General features: G+C 63.0%; 14 protein-coding genes. 12 read left to right on the top strand and 2 right to left on the bottom strand.

All coding sequences use genetic code 11. The annotated features are described in order from the left end of the window. Positions 1 to 7: 7 nt before the first annotated feature. The gene (locus DBW_RS14910) at positions 8 to 274 is read right to left on the bottom strand and encodes a hypothetical protein (RefSeq protein WP_066728460.1); all 267 of its coding nucleotides are present in this window, start codon (positions 272 to 274) and stop codon (positions 8 to 10) included. 40 nt (positions 275 to 314) lie between these two features. Then, on the bottom strand, positions 315 to 647 hold the full coding sequence (locus DBW_RS14905) for a hypothetical protein (protein WP_066728458.1): 333 nt from the start codon (positions 645 to 647) through the stop codon (positions 315 to 317). A 201-nt stretch (positions 648 to 848) separates the two neighbouring features. Between DBW_RS14905 and murI the strand changes: the two genes are divergently transcribed. The 12 genes from murI (at position 849) to DBW_RS14845 (ending at position 22,815) form a co-directional block, all read left to right on the top strand. Beyond that, entirely contained in the window at positions 849 to 1,646 is a 798-nt protein-coding gene (gene murI / locus DBW_RS14900) for a glutamate racemase (RefSeq protein WP_066728456.1), read from the top strand. A gap of 47 nt (positions 1,647 to 1,693) precedes the next feature. Continuing rightward, on the top strand, positions 1,694 to 2,314 hold the full coding sequence (locus DBW_RS14895; protein ID WP_066728454.1) for a GerMN domain-containing protein: 621 nt from the start codon (positions 1,694 to 1,696) through the stop codon (positions 2,312 to 2,314). A 5-nt stretch (positions 2,315 to 2,319) separates the two neighbouring features. Beyond that, positions 2,320 to 4,728 carry a homocysteine S-methyltransferase family protein gene (locus DBW_RS14890; protein ID WP_066728452.1) on the top strand — a complete coding sequence of 803 codons (2,409 nt, stop codon included), beginning with the start codon at positions 2,320 to 2,322 and terminating at the stop codon, positions 4,726 to 4,728. A gap of 71 nt (positions 4,729 to 4,799) precedes the next feature. After that, a complete protein-coding gene (locus tag DBW_RS14885) occupies positions 4,800 to 5,333 on the top strand; it encodes a hypothetical protein (protein ID WP_066728450.1) in 534 nt (177 codons plus the stop codon). A gap of 99 nt (positions 5,334 to 5,432) precedes the next feature. Further along, positions 5,433 to 6,260, top strand: a complete 828-nt coding sequence (locus DBW_RS14880) for a transketolase (RefSeq protein WP_066728449.1) — start codon at positions 5,433 to 5,435, stop codon at positions 6,258 to 6,260. Positions 6,261 to 6,334: 74 nt separating this feature from the next. Continuing rightward, positions 6,335 to 7,276 carry a transketolase family protein gene (locus tag DBW_RS14875; protein WP_066728447.1) on the top strand — a complete coding sequence of 314 codons (942 nt, stop codon included), beginning with the start codon at positions 6,335 to 6,337 and terminating at the stop codon, positions 7,274 to 7,276. Continuing rightward, complete coding sequence (locus DBW_RS14870) at positions 7,273 to 7,824, top strand: type II secretion system protein (protein ID WP_197463658.1); 552 nt, start codon at positions 7,273 to 7,275, stop codon at positions 7,822 to 7,824. Before DBW_RS14875 ends, DBW_RS14870 begins: the two co-directional genes overlap by 4 nt. Positions 7,825 to 7,833: 9 nt before the next feature. Further along, the gene (locus tag DBW_RS14865) at positions 7,834 to 9,330 is read left to right on the top strand and encodes a sensor histidine kinase (RefSeq protein ID WP_066728444.1); all 1,497 of its coding nucleotides are present in this window, start codon (positions 7,834 to 7,836) and stop codon (positions 9,328 to 9,330) included. Next, positions 9,323 to 10,693, top strand: a complete 1,371-nt coding sequence (locus tag DBW_RS14860; RefSeq protein ID WP_066728442.1) for a sigma-54-dependent transcriptional regulator — start codon at positions 9,323 to 9,325, stop codon at positions 10,691 to 10,693. Before DBW_RS14865 ends, DBW_RS14860 begins: the two co-directional genes overlap by 8 nt. Positions 10,694 to 10,937: 244 nt before the next feature. Beyond that, a complete protein-coding gene (locus DBW_RS14855) occupies positions 10,938 to 13,919 on the top strand; it encodes an FG-GAP-like repeat-containing protein (protein ID WP_066728440.1) in 2,982 nt (993 codons plus the stop codon). Between the two features lie 219 nt (positions 13,920 to 14,138). Beyond that, on the top strand, positions 14,139 to 14,783 hold the full coding sequence (locus DBW_RS14850) for a cytochrome c3 family protein (protein WP_197463657.1): 645 nt from the start codon (positions 14,139 to 14,141) through the stop codon (positions 14,781 to 14,783). Positions 14,784 to 14,853: 70 nt separating this feature from the next. Next, positions 14,854 to 22,815: a CxxxxCH/CxxCH domain c-type cytochrome gene (locus DBW_RS14845; protein ID WP_197463656.1), complete on the top strand. Its 7,962-nt coding sequence runs from the start codon at positions 14,854 to 14,856 to the stop codon at positions 22,813 to 22,815. Positions 22,816 to 23,203 lie beyond the last annotated feature (388 nt).

The following is a 23,203-nucleotide window of genomic DNA, read 5'->3' as shown; positions in this document are numbered from 1 at the left end:
CGGACGTTCAGCGTTCGGCCAGTTTGTGACAGAAGAGGCAACGGAATTTGGGCGGGTGGTTGGCCGGGAAGGGGACCCCCTGCTCGTTGTGGCACTCCCCGCAGAACTTTTCCGCTGCCTTTTTGCCGTCGCGGGGGACGATTTCGAAAAATCGCTCGTGATTGGCATCAAAAGGAATGTGCGCGGTCTTGATGCTGCCGGAAATCGAAAAAAAGATGGCCAGAACGACAACGACCAGGCCGACAAACCACAGGTCACGCTTGTTGAAACTCATTTAAACCTCGATGGAAGAGATGGATTGCGGAAGGGCTCCGTCATTCCGACTTGATGAAGAGCAGGTAGATGACAATAACGATCAGCAGTGCGCCGCCGCCGACGAAGATCAGCAGGGTCTGGTTGCCGAGACTGTCGAGCCGGGTGCCACGCTCCAGGGTGTAGGAGATAAGACCGGCGAGGCCGGTGACGCCGAGGATCGCCACCAGCAGGACCCGCCATTTCATCAGCAGGGCGAGGAGGGCGAGGCCACCCATGGCCCCAAGGAACCAGGGGTTGTGAATCAGCTCCCCGACCTTCATCTCCTGGAGGAACTGCACCACCTTGGCTGTCTCGAAGTTTTTCAACAGGTCCAGGACGGCGTTTACAGTCATCAGCGTCACCCCCCTCAAGAATCAGAACGTTTGCACCGGCAAATTCAACGACAGAGAATAACCTAGCAGGTTTTGCCGGCGCGGCCAAGAGGGAAAAGGGTATGGTTCTTGACTTTGCCCCGGGCGTTCTCCTAAGATGACGACCTGCTTGAACCCGGTCTCTGTTTCCAGCACGCACCCTTCCAGCATGGGATACCACAGGTGTCAGAACGCGCCATCGGCATATTCGATTCCGGGGTCGGCGGACTCACCGTTCTCAAGGAGATCGGTCGCCAGCTTCCCGGTGAGGCCCTGGTCTACCTCGGGGACACCGCCCGGGTTCCCTACGGGACCAAGAGCCCGGCCACCGTGCTGCGCTATGCCCTGGAGGCGGCGGCGTTCCTGGTCCGGCAGCAGGTCAAGATGCTGGTGGTGGCCTGCAATACCGCCTCTTCGGTTGCCCTGGAGGAGCTGGAGCAGCGCTTCAGCCTGCCGGTCGTCGGTGTCATCGAGCCGGGGGCAGAACGGGCCGTAGCCCTGACCCGGAGCCGCCGGGTTGGCGTGATCGGCACCGAAGGAACGGTCAAGAGTGGTGCCTACAGCCGCGCCATCCAGGCCCGTGACCCGCAGATCGCGGTCACCTCGGTGGCCTGCCCGCTCTTTGTCCCCCTGGCCGAAGAGGGCTGGGCCGGTCACCCCGTCGCCCGGGAGATCGCTGCCGAGTACCTGGCGTCCCTGATCGACCACCGGGTCGACACTCTGGTCCTTGGTTGTACCCATTATCCCTTGCTCAAGCCGGTCCTGCACCAGGTGCTCGGCCCCGCAGTGGAACTGGTCGATTCGGCCGAGGAGACGGCGCGCCTGGTCGCGACCCTGCTCGACTCCCTCCACCTGCGCCGCCAGGGGCCGCCGCTCCCTTCCCGCTACTTCGTCACCGATGTGCCGACCCGCTTCGAACGGGTCGGGGGGGAGTTTCTCGGCGCCCCCCTGGCCGGAGTCGAACAGGTCATGATCGACTAGGAGTCTTTCCGGCCGTTGTCCCGACTGCCATGCCCCGGAGTCTGTTGATGAACCTTTCCAGCACGAGCACGCGTTGGTTGCTGATCGCGGGCATTGCCCTGCTGCTGGTAAGTAGCAGCGCGCTGTTCCTTCTGTTCCGGACGCCGGAGCGCCCGGAGCTGCCGGCGCCGTCGCCGGTGACCACCCCTGCCCCAGCAGGGCGGGAGGTGATTCTCTACTTTGGCGCCGCCGACGGTACCCACCTGGTAGCCGAGCAACGGGAACTTGCGGGGTGCCGGGATGACCAGGCCTGCCTGCGGGCGACTCTCGAAGCCCTCCTTGCAGGCCCGGTGGGAGACGGCGTCCCCATTCTCCCTGAACAGACGGTAGTGCGCGATTTGACCCTCGCCGACCAGGGGCTGGCATCGGTCAATTTCAGTTCCGAATTGATCGCCGGGCACCCCGGCGGCAGCATGACCGAACTGCTCACGGTCTACGGCATCGTCGATACCCTGGCTGTCAATTTTCCCTATCTGCGCCAGGTGCGGTTCCTGGTCGAAGGGGAGCCCGTGGCCACCCTCAAGGGGCATGTCGATCTGCGGCAGCCGCTGGCCCCCGATTTCAGCCTGACCCGCCCGCCGCTGGCAGGAAATGCCGTCACCCCGGCCTCGGCCAGGAAGGAACCATAAAGCCAATGCGGGATTTTCGCAGGGTATTGCAGGAGCGGGTGCTGGTCCTTGACGGCGCCATGGGCACCATGCTGCAGGAACGGGGACTGGCTCCCGGCGGCTGCCCGGAGGAGATGAACCTGGTCGCCCCCGCGGTGGTTGCCGGGGTACATGCGGAATATGCCGCGGCGGGCGCCGACATCATCGTCACCAACAGCTTCGGCGGCAGTCGCACCAAGCTCGCCCATTACGGTCTCGAAGGAAAGGTCGGCGAGATCAACGCCCGGGCGGTGGAGCTGGCCCGCCGGGGGGGCGGTCCGGACTGCTTCGTCGCGGCTTCCATCGGTCCGACCGGGCGGTTTCTCGAACCGGTTGGCGATGCCGGTTTTGAAGAGATGGTGGCGGTCTTTGCCGAACAGGCCGCCGCTTTTGCCGCCGCCGGGGCCGACCTGATCACCCTGGAGACCTTTCTCGATATCCGCGAACTGCGCGCGGCGGTCATCGCCTGCCGCGAAGTGGCCAAGCTGCCGATCCTCGCCCTGATGACCTTCGACGACGGCGGCCGTTCGGTCCTCGGCACCCCCCCGGAGGCGGCGGCGGTAACCCTCGACGCCCTCGGCGTCGATGTCGTCGGCTCCAACTGCGGGCTTGGCATCGATGGCATCTACCAGATCCTGGAGAAGATGCGTAGCGTCACCAGCCTGCCGCTGATTGCCCAGGCCAACGCCGGGCTGCCGCTGCTGCGGGACGGAGTAACGGTCTTCCCCGGGACCCCCGCGGAAATGACCGCCTACCACCAGCGCCTGATCGAGCTCGGGGTGCGCATCATTGGTGGCTGTTGCGGCACCACCCCGGCCCACATCCGGGCGATCCGCGCCGCCCTCGACGGCCGCAGCCAGGCCTGGACGCCCCCCGCCCGGCGCTGTTTCCTCTCCAGCCGCACTGCGGTGGTGCCCCTCGGCGGCGGCGCTCCCTGTGCCATCATCGGCGAGCGCATCAATCCGACCGGGAAGAAGCTTTACAGCCAGGAGCTGCGGGAGGGCAAGACTGCCTATATCCGGCGCGAAGCCCAGGAACAGGCGGCGGCCGGCGCGAGTCTGCTCGATCTCAATTGCGGCCTGCCGGGGATCGACGAGCCGGCGGCCCTGGAGCGGGCGGTGTATGCCGTCTCCGGCATTTCCGGCGCACCGCTGGTCCTCGATTCCTCCGACCCGGTGGCCCTCGAACGGGGGCTGCAGGCGGCGGACGGCAAGGTCCTGATCAACTCGGTCTCCGGCGAGGCGAAGAGCCTGGCGGCGATTCTCCCCCTCGCCCGGCGCTACGGCGCCGCCGTCATCGGTCTTGCCCTCGACGCCGCCGGCATCCCGGAGAGTGCCGCCGGCCGGGTGGCGGTAGCACAGCGGATTCTCGCTGCGGCCCTCGCCGCCGGTCTGCCGCGGGAGGACGTGGTGATCGACTGCCTGACCCTGACCGTCTCGGCCGAGCAGAAACGGGCCGGCGAAACCCTGGCCGCCCTGCGCCAGGTGCGGGACGAGCTCGGTCTCGCCACGGTTCTCGGGGTGAGCAACATCTCCTTCGGCCTGCCGGCGCGGCCGGTCCTCTCCGCCGCCTTCTTCACCATCGCCCTGGAAGCGGGTCTTGGCGCCGCCATTATCAATCCCAAGGACGGGCCGATGATGGACGCCTACCGCGCGGCCATGGTCCTGCTCGGTCACGACCTGCGCGCCGAGGAGTACATCGCCCATTACGGCGCCGCCCAGCTCGTTCCCCGGACGCCGCTGGTATCCGACTCCGTGGCGAGCGTCCGCGAACGCCTGGCGACAGCAGTCATCGAAGGAGACCTGGAGGGGGTGACGCCCCTGGTCGAGGCGGCCCTGGCCGAGGGCCTGTCGCCGCTGGAGGTGAGCAACGAAGGGCTCCTCCCCGGCCTGGAGGAGGTCGGCCGCCGTTTTGGCAAGAACCAGGTTTTCCTCCCCCAGGTGATGCTCTCGGCGGAGACGATGCAGGCGGCCTTTGCCCGTCTCAAGCAGGAGCTGCAGGGGGAGCAGGCCCGCTCCCTGGGGCGCATCCTGATGGCGACGGTCGAGGGGGATATTCATGACATCGGCAAGAACATCGTCTGCACCCTGCTCGAAAACCACGGCTTCGAGGTGATCGATCTCGGCAAGAACGTCCCCGCCCAGCGCATTCTCGACGAGGCCGTCGCCCGCGAGGTCGATGCGGTCGGGCTTTCGGCGCTGATGACCACCACGCTGCAGCAGATGGAAAAGACCATAGCCCGTTTGCGCGAAGCGGGGGTGAGGGTCTTCACCATGGTCGGCGGCGCCGTGGTCACTCCGGAATATGCCGCGGCGATCGGCGCCGATCTCTATGCCGCCGACGCCCTCGAAGCGGTGGCCCGGGTCAAGGAGTTGTTCCGCCAAAAGGCCGAATAGATTTCTTGCGTCATTTCGCGGACTGTGCTAACAATAAGCTGCTTTTTCCGGCGTTTCTATCAGGGGTTGGCATGGTTGTCGGGTTCAATCACAATTTTCGCTACCAGGGTGAGGTTTACCACGTCCAGACCGAGGATAGTGGGATCAAGAATCCCCACATCATCACCCTCCTCTACCGGGGGGGGACGATTCTCGCCTCGAAAAAAACCTCCTACGCCGATATCGCCAAGGTCGACAACCTCGACCAGGTCGTTGAAGACCTGATGAAAGAGCAGCACAAGGAGATGCTGCGCCGCCTCAAGGACGGGGAGTTCGACGATGTCATCAAGGGGAAGCGTCCGGCGGCCCGGGCGACAACCGCGCCGGCGGCGGAACCGGTGCCGGCCGCCGCCGTGACTGCGCCATCACCGCCCCCGGCCGCTCCCGTCCCTGCGCGCCCGGTAGCGGCGCCGGTCGCTGCGGCGCCGCCGCCCCCCCGGCCCGCGACGGCTCCTCCGACCCCGCCCACCCCGAAAGCCCCTCCGGTCCAGAAACCGGCAGAGAAGGCCCCGGAGCTCAGTCTCGACGACGTCATCCTCTCCTACCTGGTCGGGGACGACAAATAAGACTCCCGCTGCTGCGGCGCCGTCATCGACGGACTGCAGCTTTTTGTTTGCAGCGGCCGGCCGCCGAGACGGTCCGGCAAGAAAGGAAGACCCTGTCCCATGCTGACTGACCAGACTCTCCGCGACCTCGCCGCAACGGCCCGGCACCTGCGCGTGGAAATTCTCAAGATGCTCAACACGGCCCGCTCCGGCCACACCGGCGGCAGTCTGTCGGCCATCGATGTGATGACGGTCCTCTACTTCCACTCGATGCGTCATGATCCGAGCAACCCGAGCTGGGAGGATCGCGACCGCTTCGTCCTTTCCAAGGGGCACGCCGCCCCGGCCCTCTATGCCTGCCTCGCCGAGGCCGGCTATTTCTCCCGCGACGACCTCAAGACCCTGCGCCGCCTCGGCAGCCACCTGCAGGGGCATCCCGACATGAACAAGACCCCGGGGGTCGAGGTCTGCACCGGCTCCCTCGGCCAGGGGATTTCGCAGGCGGTCGGCCTCGCCCTGGCCGCCCGCCTGGAGCAGCGTTCGACTCGCGTCTATACTCTGCTCGGGGACGGCGAACTGCAGGAAGGGCAGGTCTGGGAAGCAGCGATGGCGGCGGCCCATTTCGGCCTCGACAACCTCTGTGCGATCATCGACGCCAACGCCCTGCAGATCGACGGCGAGGTGGCCAAGGTCATGAACGTGGCGCCGATCGGCCCCAAGTTCCTCGCCTTCAACTGGCATGTCCTCGAAGTCGACGGCCACGATATCCAGGCGATCTGCCGGGCTCTCGATGATGCCGAAAAGACCCCCGGCCGGCCGACCCTGATCATTGCCCGTACCGTCAAGGGAAAAGGGGTCCCCTTCTTCGAACACAAAGCGAGCTACCATGGGGTGCCGCCGAGTGACGAGGAGCTGGGCCAGGCGCTGGAGCACCTCGGGCATTCGTAGCGGCGGGGGCGAATCATCTGCCGTGACCTTTACCAAATTCCAAACCCGAATCACCAATGACGGATTTCAATACCATGAGTGAAATGATTGCAACGCGCGACGCTTACGGCAAGGTGCTGGTCGAACTCGGACGGGAAGACAGCCGGATTGTCGCTCTCGACGCCGACCTCTCCGGATCGACCAAGACCGGCCTCTTTGCCAAAGAATTTCCCGAGCGTTTTTTCAACGCCGGGATTGCCGAGGCCAACATGGTCGGCATGGCGGCCGGTCTCGCCGCCGGCGGAATGATCCCCTTCGCCTCGACCTTTGCGGTCTTTGCCGCCGGCCGTGCCTTCGAACAGGTGCGCCAGTCGCTCGCCTATCCCAAAATGAACGTCAAGCTGGTTGCGACCCACGGCGGGATTACCGTTGGCGAGGATGGCGGCTCCCACCAGTCGGTGGAGGACCTCGCCATCATGCGGGTGCTGCCGAACATGACCGTCCTCTGCCCGGCTGACGGACCCGAGACCGCTGCGGCGATCCGGGCGGTCGCCGCCTGGCGCGGTCCGGTCTACGTCCGCCTCGGCCGTTCCAAGGTGCCGACCGTCTTCACCGGCGGCTGCGATTTCGTCATCGGCAAGGGGGCGACCCTGCGCCCGGGGAGCGATCTGACCTTCGTCACCACCGGGCTGATGACGGCGCAGGCCCTCGACGCGGCGCGAATCCTGGCCGAAGAGAAGATCTCGGCGCGGGTGCTGCACCTCGGCACCATCAAGCCCCTCGATGTCGACCTCCTCCTCACCGCGGCCCGCGAGACCGGCGCCATCGTCACCGCCGAGGAACATTCGGTGATCGGCGGCCTCGGTGGCGCCGTCTGCGAAACCCTCGCCGAAGGCTATCCGGTACCGGTGGAGCGGGTCGGCTTGCGCGATCTCTTCGGCCAGTCGGGGACCGCCGAAGAACTCCTGGTCCACTACGGCCTGACCCCGGCCCACCTGGTCGAAGCGGCGGAACGGGTTCTGCAGCGCAAGCGGTGATGACGCCCCGGGGAGGGATAAGGGACGAGCGCGGCTTTGCGCTACTCACCGTCCTGGTCCTGGTGGTCGTCCTCGGTCTGGCGCTCGGCCTCGCCGGCAGCTCCTGGACCGATATCATGCAGCGCGCCCGGGAGGAAGAGCTCTTCTGGCGTGGTGACCAGTACCGCAAGGCGATCGAGGCCTTCTACGGGGTCAGGCACGGCGGAGGCCTGCAGATGCTGCCGGCGAAACTGGAAGACCTGGTGCGGGACCCGCGCAACCCCGGGGTGGTTCGCTACCTGCGGCGCCTCTACACCGATCCGATGACCGGTGGCGAGTGGGAGCTGATCAAGGACCCTTCCGGGCGGATTCGGGGGGTGCGCAGCAGCAGTCCATTGCGGCCCTTCCGCCAGGCCGGATTTCCGGCCGGTTACGAGAATTTCGAAGGGCGCCAGAAATATTCCGAGTGGGAATTCGTCTTTACCCCGGGCAAGCCGGCGCCGGGTACCGGCCCGGCCACTCCTGTCCCGGGCCGCAAGTCGCCCGGTCCCGGACCGGTCAATCCCTAAGGTGATGCGTTGTTCATCAAGAGCCTGATTACCCGCGTCATCATCCTGAGCATCCTGCTGCTGGCAACCGGCATCGGCATCCTCACCCTCTTCCACATCCAGCGGGAGCAGGACCACCTCGTCAACTCGACCCGGGAGAGCGCCGAACTGCTGCTGTCGACGGTCGAGAAGTCGATCTTCAACTCGATGCGCATCGGCAACAGCGAGGATGTCCAGGCGATTCTGGAGATGGTCGGGCGCAATCACCGCCTGACCCAGGTGCGGATCTTTCACCCCGACGGGACCATCCTCAAGTCGGCCCACCCCGAGGAGATCGGCACCCGGGTCGACAATTTCGACCTCGCCCTCTTCGCCAACAACCGGCGCCAGGGGGTTTTCCGGGTTGGCGGCGAGGAGGTTCTCGGCATGGTGAAGCCGATCGTCTCCGACGAACGCTGCTATCTCTGTCATGGCGTCGGCCGCAAGGTGATCGGGGTCCTCAATCTCAATTTCTCCCTCGCCGACACTGCCCAGCGGCTGCGGGAATCGTCCCGTTTCTTCCTGCTGTCGACGGCTGTTATTGTGATCCTGCTTTCGGCGGGGATCTCCTTTATCCTGGTCCGCCTGGTCAAGCGGCCGATGCAGGAGATGGCAGCCAGGATGGCCCAGGTCGAGCAGGGCGATCTGTCGGTGCGCATGGAGAGCAAGGCCGCGGACGAGATGGGGAGCCTGATGCGCAGCTTCACCTCCATGGTGGTCAATCTCGACAAGGCGAAGCGGGAACTGGAACAGTTCCATTTCCAGCAGATGGAACGCGCTGACCGGCTCGCCTCGGTTGGCGAGATGGCGACCGGCATCGCCCACGAAATCAAGAATCCCCTCGCCGGCATCAGCAGCGCGATTTCGGTCCTGGCCGAAGACCTGGAGGAGGACGATGCCCGGCGGGAGGTCTTTCGCCAGGTCCTGGAGCAGATTGGCCGGCTCGACAAGACCGCGACCGACCTCCTCTATTTCGGTCGTCCCGGCACGCCCGAATTCAGCTTTGTCGACATCAATGGCCTGATCAAGAAAACGCTCTTCTTCGTCTCCCAGCACCCGGAAGCGCGCAATATTCACCGCATCAAGGAGCTGTCCCGGGATCTGCCGCCGGTCTGGGTCGACGAAAAGCAGATTCAGCAGGTCCTGTTCAACGTGATCATCAATGCCATCCAGGCGATGACCAGTGGTGGAACCCTCACGATTCAGACCGACGCGGCCCAGGTGGACGGCGAGCCGCGGGTCCGGGTACTGGTCATGGATACCGGCAAGGGGATTCCCGAGGACGAGCTGGAGCGGATTTTCGTCCCCTTCCACACCACCAAGAATCAGGGGACCGGCCTCGGGCTGGCGATCTGCCGGCAGCTGATCTCCCAGCACGGCGGCGCGATCCGGGTCAGCAGCCGTCTCGGCGAAGGGACGACATTTATCATCGAACTGCCGGTGGCAGTCCTGCCATCGGTCGACGAAAGCGAGGAACCGCGTGCGTAAACAGAAGATCCTGGTTGTCGATGACGAGCACTTGATTCGCTGGTCGCTGGAACAGAGCCTGAAAAAGCAGGGGTACGAGGTCTGCAGCGCCGGTACCGGCGAGGACGCCCTGCGGCTGGTGCGGGAGGAGTCCCCCGACCTGGTCCTGCTCGACATCCAGCTGCCGGGGATCAATGGCCTCGAGGTGCTGGAGAAGGTCAAGGAGTACGACGAGGAGACCATCGTCATCATGGTCACCGCCCTGGGCGTTCTCGAGACGGCGGTCAAGGCGATGCGCATGGGCGCCCACGACTACATCAACAAGCCGTTCAACCTCGACGAGCTGGCGATTGTCATCAAAAAGGCGCTCGAAACCGGGGAGCTCAAGCGCGAGGTCGCCCATCTGCGTTCGGAACAGACCCGCAAGTACGGCATCGCCCATATCATCGGTGAAAGCCGGCATATGAAGAATGTCCTGGCGATGGTGGAGAAGATCGCCCGCAGCGACGCCAGCACCGTCCTGATCCAGGGGGAGAGTGGTACCGGCAAGGAACTGATCGCCAAGGCGATCCACTGGGAGAGTGCCCGCGCCGAGAAACCGTTCATGGCGATCAACTGTGCCGCGATGCCGGAGACCCTGCTCGAAAGTGAGCTGATGGGGCATGAGAAGGGGGCCTTCACCGATGCCAAGGCGCAGAAAAAGGGCCTCTTTGAAACCGCCGATGGCGGCACCATCTTTCTCGACGAAATCGGCGACATGGATTCGGGGATGCAGGCCAAGCTGCTGCGGGTTCTGGAGGAGCGCACCTTCCGGCGGGTCGGCGGGACCAAGGAGATTCCCGTCGATGTCCGCATCGTCTCCGCCACCAACAAGGACCTGATCAAGGCGATGGAGGAGAAGACCTTCCGCAACGATCTCTACTACCGGATCCAGGTCATCCCGATCTTCCTGCCGCCACTGCGGGAGCGCAAGGAGGACATCATGCCCCTTGCCACCCACTTCATCAATCACTTCAACCGCGAATTCCACAAGAACGTGCGCGGTATTTCGAAAATGGCCGAGAAGTTCCTCGTCGACTATCCCTGGCCGGGGAATATCCGCGAACTGAAGAATGTTATCGAACGCGCCATCATCCTCGAGAATGAGGAGACGCTGCTGCTGGAGCACCTTCCCCAGGAGATCGTCGCCAGAACCTCCGGCGCCGGGGCCGGTCCGGTCAGTTTCCGTTTGCCGCCCGAGGGGATCGATATCGAGGACGTGGAGCGGGAGCTGATTCGCCAGTCGCTGGAGGTCTGTGAGGGGAACCAGTCGAAGGCCGCTCGCAAACTCAACCTGGGTATCGACGCTTTCCGTTACCGGATGAAAAAGTTCGGTTTCCTGTGAGTCACTAAGTTCCAGGCTTCACCCCAGAAAGGGTCGGGCATTCGTCCGGCCCTTTCTGTATGGTGCAGGCAGGAAGCGGGGTCAAAAGGACGACCAGGTGTGATCGCCAGGAACGGGCGGGGAGTTTAATGGCGCAGGAATAGCTGGCATGTCGGTTGCATACATTCCCTGCGACGAAACAAGCCAGCCCGCGTTTTGAACTACCAGGACATGCGTAATCTGTTCTTGTCAGGAGGCAACCAATATGAAGCGGTCCAGAACGATCCTGTCCCTGCTTGCGGTGATATCACTGTCGGTAAGTGTCATTTGGCATAGTCCGGCCTTCGCAGCGAGTGCGCCGGCGCTGGCGTCCCTGGGGCAGATTAGCCAGGGGCAGGTGGTTCCTTCGACCCTTGATGTGGACGGGCAGGGTAATATCTATGTGGCTGATCCGCTGCTCAAGGCGGTTGTCAAGCTTGACCAGTACGGCACGATTCGGGGGCAGTTCGCGGCAGGACAGGTCACCGGTCGAGGTGTTGCCGTATCTGCTGATGGCTCCAGGGTTTATGCATCGACGGCGACGGAGGTGTTGATCATCGACCCGATTTCGGGGGCGACACTCGGTTCCCTGGCGGGATCGGCCCCCGCAGGCGAGACGGAATTCCATATCCCTGGAGAAGTTGACGTTGATGGCTCCGGTTTCGTTTTTGTGGCCGATACTGGTCGGATGCTGGTCAAGGTTTATGATCAAAGCGGTCTCTTTCAATATAAGTTCGGTGGTGTTGGTGCTGGCGCCGGCCAGTTCAGTTCGATGGTCGCCCTGACAGTCAATCCTGTCGCGGGAGAAGTTCTGGTTGCGGATAACGCTCTCGAACGCGTTCAGGTATTCGGTCTGGATGGTGTCCTCAAGCGGACGCTTTCCCGGGCAACATCCTTTGGCTCCCCAGCCCCTTTTATCTTTGCCGGCTCTGCTGTTGACGCTCTTGGGCGTAGCTATTTCCTTGATTTCGGTGCACCGCAATTCCGGGTCCTGGATGCCGCATACTCCTATGTGGCCAAATCCGCCTCGCCAATGCCGTCCTTGCGTGATGTTGCTTTTGATGCTGCCAACAGTCGCCTGCTGGTGGCCAGCGATATTGGCATCATCGCTTCCTATGGGGTGGACGGCGGGGCGAACCCGGTAAAGCAGAATAGCCCTCCCTCTGTTCCGCAGCCATTCACGCCGCAAGGAGGGAGCGTCCTTTCTACGGCAACCCCCGACCTGCAGTTTACCGCGGCAACAGATGCGGACGGCGATGCTCTGAGCTATGAGGTGCAGGTTTTTGGCGGCGGTCTCATGGTTGCGGAGTTGACCGCAGTGACCGGGACCTCCGCCGTTGTTCCTGCTGCGCTTGCAGAAAATGGTGCCTTCAGCTGGAAGGTCCGCGCCTTCGATGGTACGGATTACTCGCCGTGGAGTTCCGCTGCCGAGTTTATGGTGAATGCCGCGCCGGAGGCGCCGACCGCACCGGTCCTTGCCGCGCCGCTTGCTGGTGAGGTTCGCGATGGTGCCGGGCTCTTGACCTGGTTGGCAGCAACCGATGCCGACCCGGGTGACGCCGCTGGCTTGACCTACCGGGTTGCGGTAGCCGGCGTTGCCGGGTTCGCCGAGCCGGTCCTTGCGGCCGAGCTCACGGCCCAGGAACTTTCTCTGGCTGATTTTGCGGACTACGCGCAGCTGGAGCCAGGGACAGTCTATGCCTGGCAGGTGACGGCTGTCGATTCCTCCGGGCTGGCCACGACGTCAGTTGCGGACGGTTCCTTTACCTATCTGCCGACCATGCTCTCCATTGACGCCAATATGCCAGGAGCGCGCGTATTCCTTGGCGGTAATCCTGGCTATAGCGGGCAGTATGTCGGCGAAGTACCAGTGAGTCTGCGTGATCTTGCTCCGGGGAGCTACTCGGTGGTGGTTGAAACTGCCGGTTTCGAACCCTTCTTTACGGTGGTGACCCTTCCCGAGCAGGGTGCGGTAGCTGTCAATGCCCAGTTGCTTCCTGCCTGGACCGTTTCCTCAATGCAGCTCAGCTCGTTGTCCGCTGCCGGGCTCCCGGCCGGGGTCGCCGGCAGTGCCAGCCCCACCCTTGTCGATTTTGACAACGATGGCAACCTTGATCTGCTGGTAGGTGACGAGTCCGGGTCGCTGCAGCTCTTCGCTGGCTCAGCGGATGGCTTCTCTGCCGGAACCGACCTTGGGCTGATTCTCGCTCCCGGTGCAACTCCCGCGGTTGTCGATTGGAATAACGATAACGCTAAGGACCTCCTGATCGGTTCCTTTGACGGTACGGTAAAGCTCCTCCTCAATGTCGGCACTGAAAACGCCCCGCGTTTTGCCGCCGGAGTCACCCTTGCAATCGTTGGTGGAAGCACGCTTGCCGTCGATGGCCCGTCGGTCCCGGCAGTCGTCGACTTTGACGGTGACCTGGCCAAGGATCTGTTGGTCGGTTCCGGTGCCGGACAGTTGGTCCTGTTCCGCAATCTCGGTTCCGATGCCGTCCCGGAGCTGGCTGCTGGCCAGTTGCTCGGCAGCTTTTCCGGCGCCGTCGTCCCATTCGTCATCGACTGGAATGGGGATGGGGAGCGGGAACTCCTCGCCAATATTGGCGGTGACCTGGTCCTGCTGGGTGTTCAAACCGACGGAACCTGGGCGGTGCGAGATCTCCTCCCGATCCAGACACCAGGTTTGTTTGGCCTCGCCGGCTGCAACCTTGATGGCGGGCCTGGAATTGACCTGGTTATTGGTCTCAGCTCCGGAAGCCTTCAGCTTGCGGCTGGCCGATCAGATGAACTTGTCCCTGCGTTTGCCGGCGCTCTGGCGCGGAAGGTGACCCAGGTTGCTAATGGCCTTGCATCCGCAGCCGATGCAACGGCTCTGGCCGGCATTGCGGCCGGTCTTGAGAGTGGCCAGCTCAGTGTGGAAGGTGCCGATCGCGCCATTCGGACTGTTTTGGCAACTGTTGCAACCAGCACCGAAACAACCGAACTGCTTAATATTCTCGATCTGGCCGGTGGCCAGTTTAAGGGCGAGAATAAGGACAAGGATAAGGATAAGGATAAGGACAAGGATAAGGACAAGGATAAGGACAAGGACAAGGACAAGGACAAGGACAAGGACAAGGACAAGGACAAGGACAAGGACAAGGACAAGGACAAGGACAAGGACAAGGACAAGGACAAGGACAAGGACAAGGACAAGGACCACGATTAATTATAGGGCCGGCAGGTATTGGGACGTGCCAGCAACTAAATTTCAAGGTTTTAATTTATTAACTTATGGTCAGGGAATAAATAAATGAAAAAACTGGTATCAGGACTTGTCGTTTCGGGTTGTTTGCTGTTGCTGTGTTCCGGGCTGGCGTTTGCCAAGGGAACGGCCGGTGTGGCTAATACCTGGCACAATCTGTCGACTACCGGGCCCGTGGCTGGGATGGCATCCTACGCGACCAACGAGGATGAGGTCTGCATTTTCTGTCATACGCCGCACGGCGGCAACACCACCGGGCCGCTCTGGAACCGCAGCCTGCCAGGCGCCTCGACCTACACCCAGTACAACAGCGTGACCCTCTCCAGTTATTTGCAGGGACTCTCGGCGAGCCGACCGGTTAACGACGAGTCGCTGCTCTGTCTCTCCTGTCACGATGGCACCATTTCCGTCAATCACCTGCTCAATACCAGCAACGATATCGGAATCCCGGAGACTACCTTTGTCATGATGGGCGATCCTACCGATACTCACATCATCAACCTCGGTGCAGGTGGTCCCAATCTTGGCACGGACCTCAGCGACGATCATCCCATTTCCTTCAGTTACGATTCAGTGCTGGGGGACGCCATTTATCAGCCTGGCGGGGCCCGGGTCGGCCAGTTGCGGTCGGTTGGAACCACCGTGGACATCACCAGCGCCCTGGGCTGGCAGGGTGAAGGAGTGCGGTTTTTCGGTGCTGATCACCGGGTCGAATGTTCCTCCTGCCACGACCCGCACGTCGATTACATCACCAACACTGCTTACCGGCCGTTTTTGATTCGGCCGAATACCGGCAGCGCCCTGTGCCTGGCCTGCCATAACAAGTAAAGACGACTTTCATTAAATATGACTGTAGTTTACGGGTTTAATGATTCTTGGTCCTGTTAGGAGTGTGCCCATGAGATCGAAGATACTGGCAGCCTGCTTCGTATTGGCGGTGTTGGTCCTTTTGCCAAGAACTTCCCAGGCGGTGGCTGTCCATGCGTTTGAGTGTAAGACCTGCCATATTGCCGGGGTCTCTTTTACGGACCTGACGGCGCAGGTCTGTCGCCAGTGCCATAATAGCCCCACTCAAACACATGTCTTCAGCACCGGCCAGACCATTACGCCGAGCAAAGGCATGCTTCCCCAGGAGGCGAGCAACCTTTATGGGCATGGTGTCGCCGGGTTCCCTGGCAGTTCCCATAACTGGGCGGCACCGACCGATGTGGTTCCCCAGGCCGGGGCCCAGGCGCCCTCTTCGGCCACCTATCCTGGTTTCTACTCGCGTTATGGCACTTCGACCGGCAAGGTGACCTGTACCCGTTGTCACAACCCGCATGGTGACAGCGCTACCAATCCCAAGCTCTACCCGGTGGGGATCACTTCGACCGACCAGCTGTGCAAGGCCTGCCATGTCGGCTTTGACAAAACCCCTGCTCACGGCCTCATGACCCATCCGGTTAACGTTGCCTATAATCCGGCTGCTCCCGGATTTCAGCCGATCACTAATATCTATAATTCCGCCATTCTCCTCGATGCCAATGGCAAGGTCTCCTGTTCCACCTGCCACGGGGTTCACTATGTCGATTCCGATGCTACGACCGTCGACAGCTTTGGCAGTGGCGGCGCCGGCGACGGTCGTCTCCTCAAGGGGAACGGTCCCGACAATGGGAGCCCGGCTCTCGGTGACAGCCTCTGCCAGGCCTGCCATACCTACAAGGGACATGGCATGGCTACGACACCTCTGGGTTGTATGGTCTGCCATGGTGGCCATGAGTACACAGCCACCGGCAGCGCCAACTATTTCATGCTGAAAAAGAAGATCCGTCTCCCGACTTCCCCGATGGCTGATGTCAATGGCGATGTTTTTCTTGATTACACTGCCGACCCGACGACCATGACCAACTATGACAATGGTACCGGTGTCAACGGTGCTATCTGTCTCTCCTGTCACGACCTTGCGGCGGTTCCCGCCCATGACACCAGCCTCGCCTGCGCCAGCTGCCACAGCCATGACCAGGCCAGTGGCTCCTTCGGTCCCGGTTGCGGTTCCTGCCACGGTTACGCCCCTTATCTTGATGCCGATGGCAGTGTCACCTCCGGCGGGTATGCACACAGCACCCAGAACACCGGCAACAACTACTCCACTTCCGGAGTGTTCAAGGCCGAGAACACCACGCCTCACGCCGCTCACGCCAATGGCGGACCCAACCAGTACAAATATGGCTGCCAGGTCTGCCACGGTGTCGATTCCGGCAAACTGACCGACCTTCCTGGCGCCGGCAACCACGACGGCGGCACCTTCCAGCAGGTCCTCAATAACGCGATTGGTTTGCTCCCCGCGCCGACCAATATCAGTTCCCCGAACCCGATTTACAATACGGCTGGCTCCGGTTCCTGTTCGGCCGTCTATTGCCACAGTAACGGTGCTCCGCGGGTCGGTTCCATTGCCTACGCCGCTGCACCGGTTTGGGCCGGAGGGGCCGGGGCTATCATCGGCACCGTGACCGAGTGCCAGGCGTGCCACGGCAACGACGCCACCTCCATGAACAATGCCGGCAACTCGGCCGCTCACCAGAAACATCTTGGTGGCGCCACCGCCAATGCCATCCTCGATCGAACCTATTCCTGCGCGGTCTGCCACAATTCCACCGCTACCAGCGCTACCGCCCTGGTGACCACGGCGATCGGCGGCATCCACGTTGATGGTAACAAGGATGTGGTCGGCGACCTCACCGCGGCCGGTCTCACCGGGTCGATTACCTACGCTACCGATGGCACCTGCCAGACCGCCTACTGCCACTCGGATGGTAAAAGCAACTACATCACTCCGGACTGGGATAACGGCAACAACGCGGCGATGACCACCTGTACCCTCTGTCATAACGATGGCGGGACCAGCCCTGCTCCGGCCACCGGTGCCCATGCCAAACACGTCACCGATGCTGACGGGCCGAAGCTCTCCTGCGATGTCTGCCATACCCATGCCGGTACCAACAGCGCTGACCATATCGATGGCGCTATCAGCATGGTTGCCAATCTCCAGGGCTCGGTATGCGACAGCTGCCACGGTGTCGATGGCAGCGAGCCCGAGCCCAACTGGAACATTCCCACTTCCGTGGATTGCGCGACCTGTCACACTGGTACCCTCTCCACCATGGCCGGAGTTGTTGACAAGTCGACTGCTCTCAGCGGTGGCCACAACAAAGCGACGGGCACCTACAACGTCAGCGGCAACCCTGCCGCTGCCCTCGACTGCCTCGCTTGTCACGACAAGACCCAGGGTGGCCACCTCACCGGTGGTACCGGCGATAAGCGTCTCCAGCCCGCCTTCTCCTGCGGTTCCTGCCACGGCGCCCTTGTCAGCCACCAGGGCAGTACCTGCGTGACCTGCCACGATCCCCACGGTAGCAGCAACATCTACATGGTCAAGGCGACTTCGACTGCCTTCAGCGGCACGGTGGTCTTCTCCGCCACCACCGGCGCCAATTCCTACGACGAAATCGACGCCGCCAACGGCGACGACATCTGCGCCACATGCCACACGGCAGCCAACCAGACCAACCAGCACAACAACAAGACCAATAGCGGCATCGCCCACAACGAAGGGGCCGACTGCTTCAGCTGCCACCTCTCGCACACCAACCCGGTTAACGCCTTTGCCGTCGGTGGCGGCGACTCCTGCGACAGCTGCCATGGCTTCCCGCCCAATACCGCCGCCCATGCCCTGCATGCGCCCGACTCTTTCCTCGCCGATGCCGGCGGCAAGATTTTTGACACCGCCGATCGCAGCGCCTGTGAGTTCTGCCACACCGGCGCCGCCAGCTATACCTACAACACCACCACCGACCAGGGGAACAGCCTCAACCACAGCAACGCCTCCGGTCGGGCCACCATCCTTGCGACCACCGTCGGTTACAACGGCTCCACCTGCGCCAGCGCCTGTCACAACGGCACCAGCGGATTGAGCGCCGCCTGGACCGACACTGCCCTTGGCTGCGACGCCTGCCATTACGAGTCGGCCACCCCGACCCTGGCCGGCAACAATGCTGACGCCAACGCCCTGAGCGGCAGCCACAGCACCCACTTCGCCGCCAACGCCGTCTGTACTGACTGCCACGGGACGCTGCCGACCGACACCACCCACATCACCGATCGGACCGGGGCCACTGAGCTCGCCAAGGTCCAGGGGATGGCTGCCGCCATTGCTTACGAGGCGACCCTCGACGCAACCGCCCTTGGCTCTACCGGCGTCGATCCGACCAGTGCCGGCACTAACGCCACCTGTAATAATATCGCCTGCCACAACCCCTCGGCCAGCACCTACAGCGCCGAGTGGACCGTGGCCAACGCGGTCGGCTGCGCCTTCTGTCACAGCGAAACCGACCCGGCCACCGGCAGCCACACCTCGCACCTCGCTGCCACTGTCCCGACCACCTTCGGCAAGACCGTCGGTTGCGCCGATTGCCACGATACGCTGCCGGCCTCCAATGCCCATCGCAATGGCGCGGTTGACTTTGCCGCAGCGATTGATTTCAACAACCTCGTGGCCAACGGCTGCTCGACCACCCTTTGCCATACGGATGGTCTTGGCGCCGCCGTCGCCACCCCGGTCTGGGGTCGCGCTGCCAGCAGTGCTGACGACTGCACCATCTGCCACGGCTACGCGCCGGCGACCGGTCGCCATGACGTCCATATTGCCAACACCGTCTTTGTCGCCAACGCGTGCGCCGAATGCCACACCGCCGAAACTGCAACAACCCATATTGACGGGGCCGTTGATGATACTGTCGTTTATGATGGCGCCTCCGGCGGTTGCGCCAATAACTGCCATTTGGTCAACGCAGCCGCGGCTGGCGACTGGAAGGACAGCGCCAAGCTTGACTGCGCCAACTGCCATAACGCCACCGGCAAGACCCTCTTCACCGGCTTCCCGCCGGCCGTCGGGGCCCACCAGGCCCATACCGACAACACCGCTTATGTCACCGGCGCCAACTGTACCGACTGCCATAACAACAACAGTACGACCCACAGCGCTATCGACGGTGCCGTGACCGCGCCGACCCTTGGCGCCAAGATCACGACCTACAACGCCGGTACCGGCACCTGCGCCAACAGCTGCCACGGTGGCAGCGCCAATTTTACCACTTCGACTCCGGCGCCTGGCTGCACTGACTGCCACAGCGGCAGCTACATCGGCGGCGGCGCCAATCTGCCGGCCTCCGGTCTCCACAACGTGACGCCAACCGTCTCCGGTCAGCGGCACAACGAAAGCCTCTCCGGCGGCTGCGCCGCCTGCCATACCACGGTTGCCGCCCAGGCGACCCACATTAACGGCACCCTCACCGGTGGTGTCGGCCAGACCACCCAGATGGGTCTCGCCGCCTTCTATACCCAGTCTGCCGATAACACCGGTACCTGCGCCACCACTACCTGCCACACCACGCTGAGCGACGACTGGGCTCACAAGTGGAACAGCAGTGCCAATTTCTACACCACCGCCACCACCGCCTGCGCCGGTTGCCACGGCGACTGGAGCCAGACCTGGAACGGCGGCGTCATTCACCGCACCAGTGCCGGGACTCAGTCGATGCACGGCACCGGCACCACCTACCAGTGCAAGGATTGCCATGGTCTCGAAGCGACCAGCGGCAATTACACCTTCGCCTTCGGCAGCAACGACTGGGGCGGGACCAGCAAGCACGGTAACGCCACCATCGAGGTTAACAGCGCCGGGTCCTACAACGAGACCAGCGGTCTGTGCCAAACCTGCCATGCCACCGCCGACGGGACCCACAACTTCGCCGACACCGCCTGGACCATTGCTGCGGTGGTCGGGGATTCGATCAACGCGACCTGCGGCTCCTGTCATAGCGGCGGGAAATCGACCACCGGCTCCAGCGGCGCCCATGACCAGCATGGCGCCAGCCTCGCCGACGAGACCACCTGTTATCCCTGCCATGGCGATAACGCCGGGGCCGGCTACTCGGTTTACACCGGCAACCACAACACCGGCAACGTTGACCTGGTTGGCGTCACCTACTCGACGGCGACCCGTAATGACGTGACCGGTACCTGCCTCACCTCGGGGTGCCACAACAAGTCCACCGGTACCGATCCGTCGACGGCCTGGAATACCAACGCCCTGGCCTGTGACGACTGCCATTACTATGCGACCGGCACTACGCCGACCGCCGCCGGTAACACGGCTGCCACCACCGCGCTTTCGGCGGACCACGGCAATCACTTCGGCACCGGCGGCATCTTCGCCTGCGCCACCTGCCACGGCACCGATCCGACTGACACCACCCACATCACTGGGACCACTCTGCTCGAGCGGACCAACCCGGTCCAGAATAATGCGACCGTAACCATCACCGGCTGGAATGGCACCGATAGCTGCAATAACGCGGCCTGCCATAACCCGAGCGGCACCACCTACAGCGCAACCTGGATGGTCTCCACCGCTTCCTGTACCCTCTGCCACAGCGCCACCGACCCGGGTACCGGCAGCCATGACGAGCACATGGGAGCAACGACCACCTTCGGTCTCGCCGTTTCCTGCGCCAGCTGCCACGGCACCCTGCCGGTCAGCAACGCGCACCTTAACAACACGGTCAACCTCCTGGCGGGTATGAATTACACACCTGCAGCGACGGATGTTCTTGGTACCCTCGGCAAGTGCTCGACCAGCACCTGCCATAACAACGGCACCGCAGCGGCGACTCCGGTTCAGACTCCGACCTGGAACACCGCATCGGCCAACTGCTCCATCTGTCACGAGGGGACTCCGACCAGCAACAAGCACGGGGTCCATCTCGCCTCCACCAACTATGTCACCGGCAGCTGCGGCGACTGCCACACCGCCGCCAATACCGCCACTCACATCAACGGCACCCGCAATCTGGCGAACAAGGTCACCAGTGCGACCCTCGCCGCCAACGGTACCTGTGCCACCACCTGCCACGCTGTCGTTGACGGCCGTGACTGGACCGCCGGGCCGACCCTCGACTGCGCCGACTGCCATAACGCCAGCGGCAAGACCCTCTACACTGCCTCCGGTGCCGGCGGCTGGCCGAATACCAGCAACAAGCACTCCGCACACACCGGAAGCAATTCCCTGCCGCAGACCGGCGCCAATGACTGCTTCGCCTGCCATAACGGCACGGTTGACAATGCCGGTGCGATCATCGGCGGCGGCAGCCATCTGAATGGCAGCTTTGACGTGGCCTTCAATACCACCTATGCCTACGAGAACCTCGCCGCCGGCAAGTCCGGTACTGGGGCCTCGACCACCTGCTCAAATATCCGCTGCCACAGCGGCGTGACCACCCCGACCTGGGCGGCCGCCAGCACCATCAGCTGCGGCAAGTGTCACAATACCGGCGGCACCGGCCCGCTCCCCTCGGGCAGCGTCGCCGGCAGCCACGCCAAGCACGCCAACAACGATGGCGACTTCGCCGACTGCGCATCCTGCCATACCGGGGCCAACAGCTACTCGGCCACCGGCGGGGCGGCTAACCACCAAAACCTGACCGTAAACATTGGTGTCGGCTTCACCTACACCGATGGCAACGGCGCCGCCGGCGTCAACTACAGCGGCGACGGTGTCGACAACGGCACCTGCGCCACTTCCTGCCACGGTGCTTCCAGCCCGAACTGGGGCAGTGCCGGTTCGGTCACCTGTACCTCCTGCCATAACAATGGCACGGATGACGGCGTTCTCGCCAATGCGGTTCCGGCAGCGACGGCGACCATCCACACCACCCATAACAACGCGAACAATGCGTATGTCCCGAGCGACTGCGACGCCTGCCACGGGGCAGGGGCGCAGACTGCGACCCATAGCGGCCATATCAACGGCAGCGCAACGGTGGCCAACAAGATCGCCAGCTACACCAGCGCCACCGGCACCTGTTCCAACAACTGCCACAACGTCACCGACGGCCGCGACTGGACTTCCGGGACCAGCCTCGCCTGCAGCGACTGCCATATCGGTGGCGGCGTTAAGGATCTTGACTTCAGCGCCTCGCCACCCACTAGCGCCAATCACCCGGCGCACGTGGCGACCATGGACAGCAGCTACGGGTCCGTAACACGTAAGGCGGACGGCACTGGCTACGACTTCGCCTGCGGCCAATGCCACCAGGGGACGCACCTGAACAACGTGGTCGGCGAGATCGCCGCCGGAGTCAACTACAGCGGGGGTTCCTGCTCCACCAATGCCTGCCATAACAACGGTCAAGGCGCCGCCCCAGCCGAGAACCCGAGCTGGACGCTTGGATTCAGTGCCGGTGACATCTGCAGCAAGTGCCATGGCAACACCCCGACCACCGCGGCGCATACGGTCCACGCTGTCGGTATCCATGCCAGCGACCTCTACACCGGTACCACCGGGCTGCAGAGCGCCAGCGCCACGGCACCGAGCGCCCACGGCGATGGCGCGACCTCGACGGTCATCAGTTGCAACAGCTGCCACAACAGCACCGTCAACGACTGGTTCAACGCCAACAACCCGGCATGCGCCAGCTGCCATACCACCGGCGGTACCGGTGGCGACCAGGCACTGGTAATTACCGGCTACAACAGCCACGTCAATGGCAACAATGATGTGGTCTTCCAGAACATCGCGGTCAAGTCCCGGGCCCAGGTTCGTGACGACATCACCAGCGTCACCGACCTGAGTGCTTCCTGGACCCGTCCCAACGGCTACAAGGCCAACAACTCCTACGATCTGGCCAAGGTCAATCTGACCTCTGCCAGCTACGTCAGCGGTAGCGGCACCTGCTCCAACGTCGCCTGCCACAACGGCAACGCAGCCACCTGGGCGACGCCGCAGAACAACTGCCAGGCCTGCCACACCGGCCTGCCGAAGTAACTCGATTGGTGAACAGCCGGGGGGCGGAACCCGCCCCCCGGCCTTGACATGGAACTTACGACTTCCCTGTAGGAGGTTTGACGATGGAAAAAATGAACGTTGGCAGGGAAGTTTTTTTTGCCAAAAAAAATTCACAAGTGAATTATCGACATATGAATCGACCGAGTGATAACGAGGTGAGGACAGCTATGAAGGATGGAATCCGGAGAAGTGCAGGGATGTTGAGAATTGCACAGCTGGCCTTGGTGGCCGTGATGGCGTTACTTTTTGTTTTCGGGGTAGCCGGGATGTCCGAGGCTGCAGTCTCGGTTCTGGAGAGTTTCGCCAATCCGGCGGAAATTACGAACACCACGACGAACAATTCGACCGCGACTTACGTTCCTCCGGC

The organism is Desulfuromonas sp. DDH964 (genome assembly GCF_001611275.1).
GTDB lineage: Bacteria > Desulfobacterota > Desulfuromonadia > Desulfuromonadales > DDH964 > DDH964.
The sequence above is the reverse complement of the archived record's forward strand: the minus strand, read 5'-3'. Positions and strand labels throughout refer to the sequence as shown.

What these genes read in the sequence shown, in the direction of transcription:
- DBW_RS14850 (WP_197463657.1), top strand. Translation starts at nt 14,139, where the DNA reads ATGGCATCCTACGCGACCAACGAGGATGAGGTCTGCATTTTCTGTCAT.
- DBW_RS14905 (WP_066728458.1), bottom strand. Translation starts at nt 647, where the DNA reads ATGACTGTAAACGCCGTCCTGGACCTGTTGAAAAACTTCGAGACAGCC.
- DBW_RS14855 (WP_066728440.1), top strand. Translation starts at nt 10,938, where the DNA reads ATGAAGCGGTCCAGAACGATCCTGTCCCTGCTTGCGGTGATATCACTG.
- DBW_RS14910 (WP_066728460.1), bottom strand. Translation starts at nt 274, where the DNA reads ATGAGTTTCAACAAGCGTGACCTGTGGTTTGTCGGCCTGGTCGTTGTC.
- DBW_RS14875 (WP_066728447.1), top strand. Translation starts at nt 6,335, where the DNA reads ATGAGTGAAATGATTGCAACGCGCGACGCTTACGGCAAGGTGCTGGTC.
- DBW_RS14845 (WP_197463656.1), top strand. Translation starts at nt 14,854, where the DNA reads ATGAGATCGAAGATACTGGCAGCCTGCTTCGTATTGGCGGTGTTGGTC.
- DBW_RS14880 (WP_066728449.1), top strand. Translation starts at nt 5,433, where the DNA reads ATGCTGACTGACCAGACTCTCCGCGACCTCGCCGCAACGGCCCGGCAC.
- DBW_RS14890 (WP_066728452.1), top strand. Translation starts at nt 2,320, where the DNA reads ATGCGGGATTTTCGCAGGGTATTGCAGGAGCGGGTGCTGGTCCTTGAC.
- DBW_RS14895 (WP_066728454.1), top strand. Translation starts at nt 1,694, where the DNA reads ATGAACCTTTCCAGCACGAGCACGCGTTGGTTGCTGATCGCGGGCATT.
- DBW_RS14885 (WP_066728450.1), top strand. Translation starts at nt 4,800, where the DNA reads ATGGTTGTCGGGTTCAATCACAATTTTCGCTACCAGGGTGAGGTTTAC.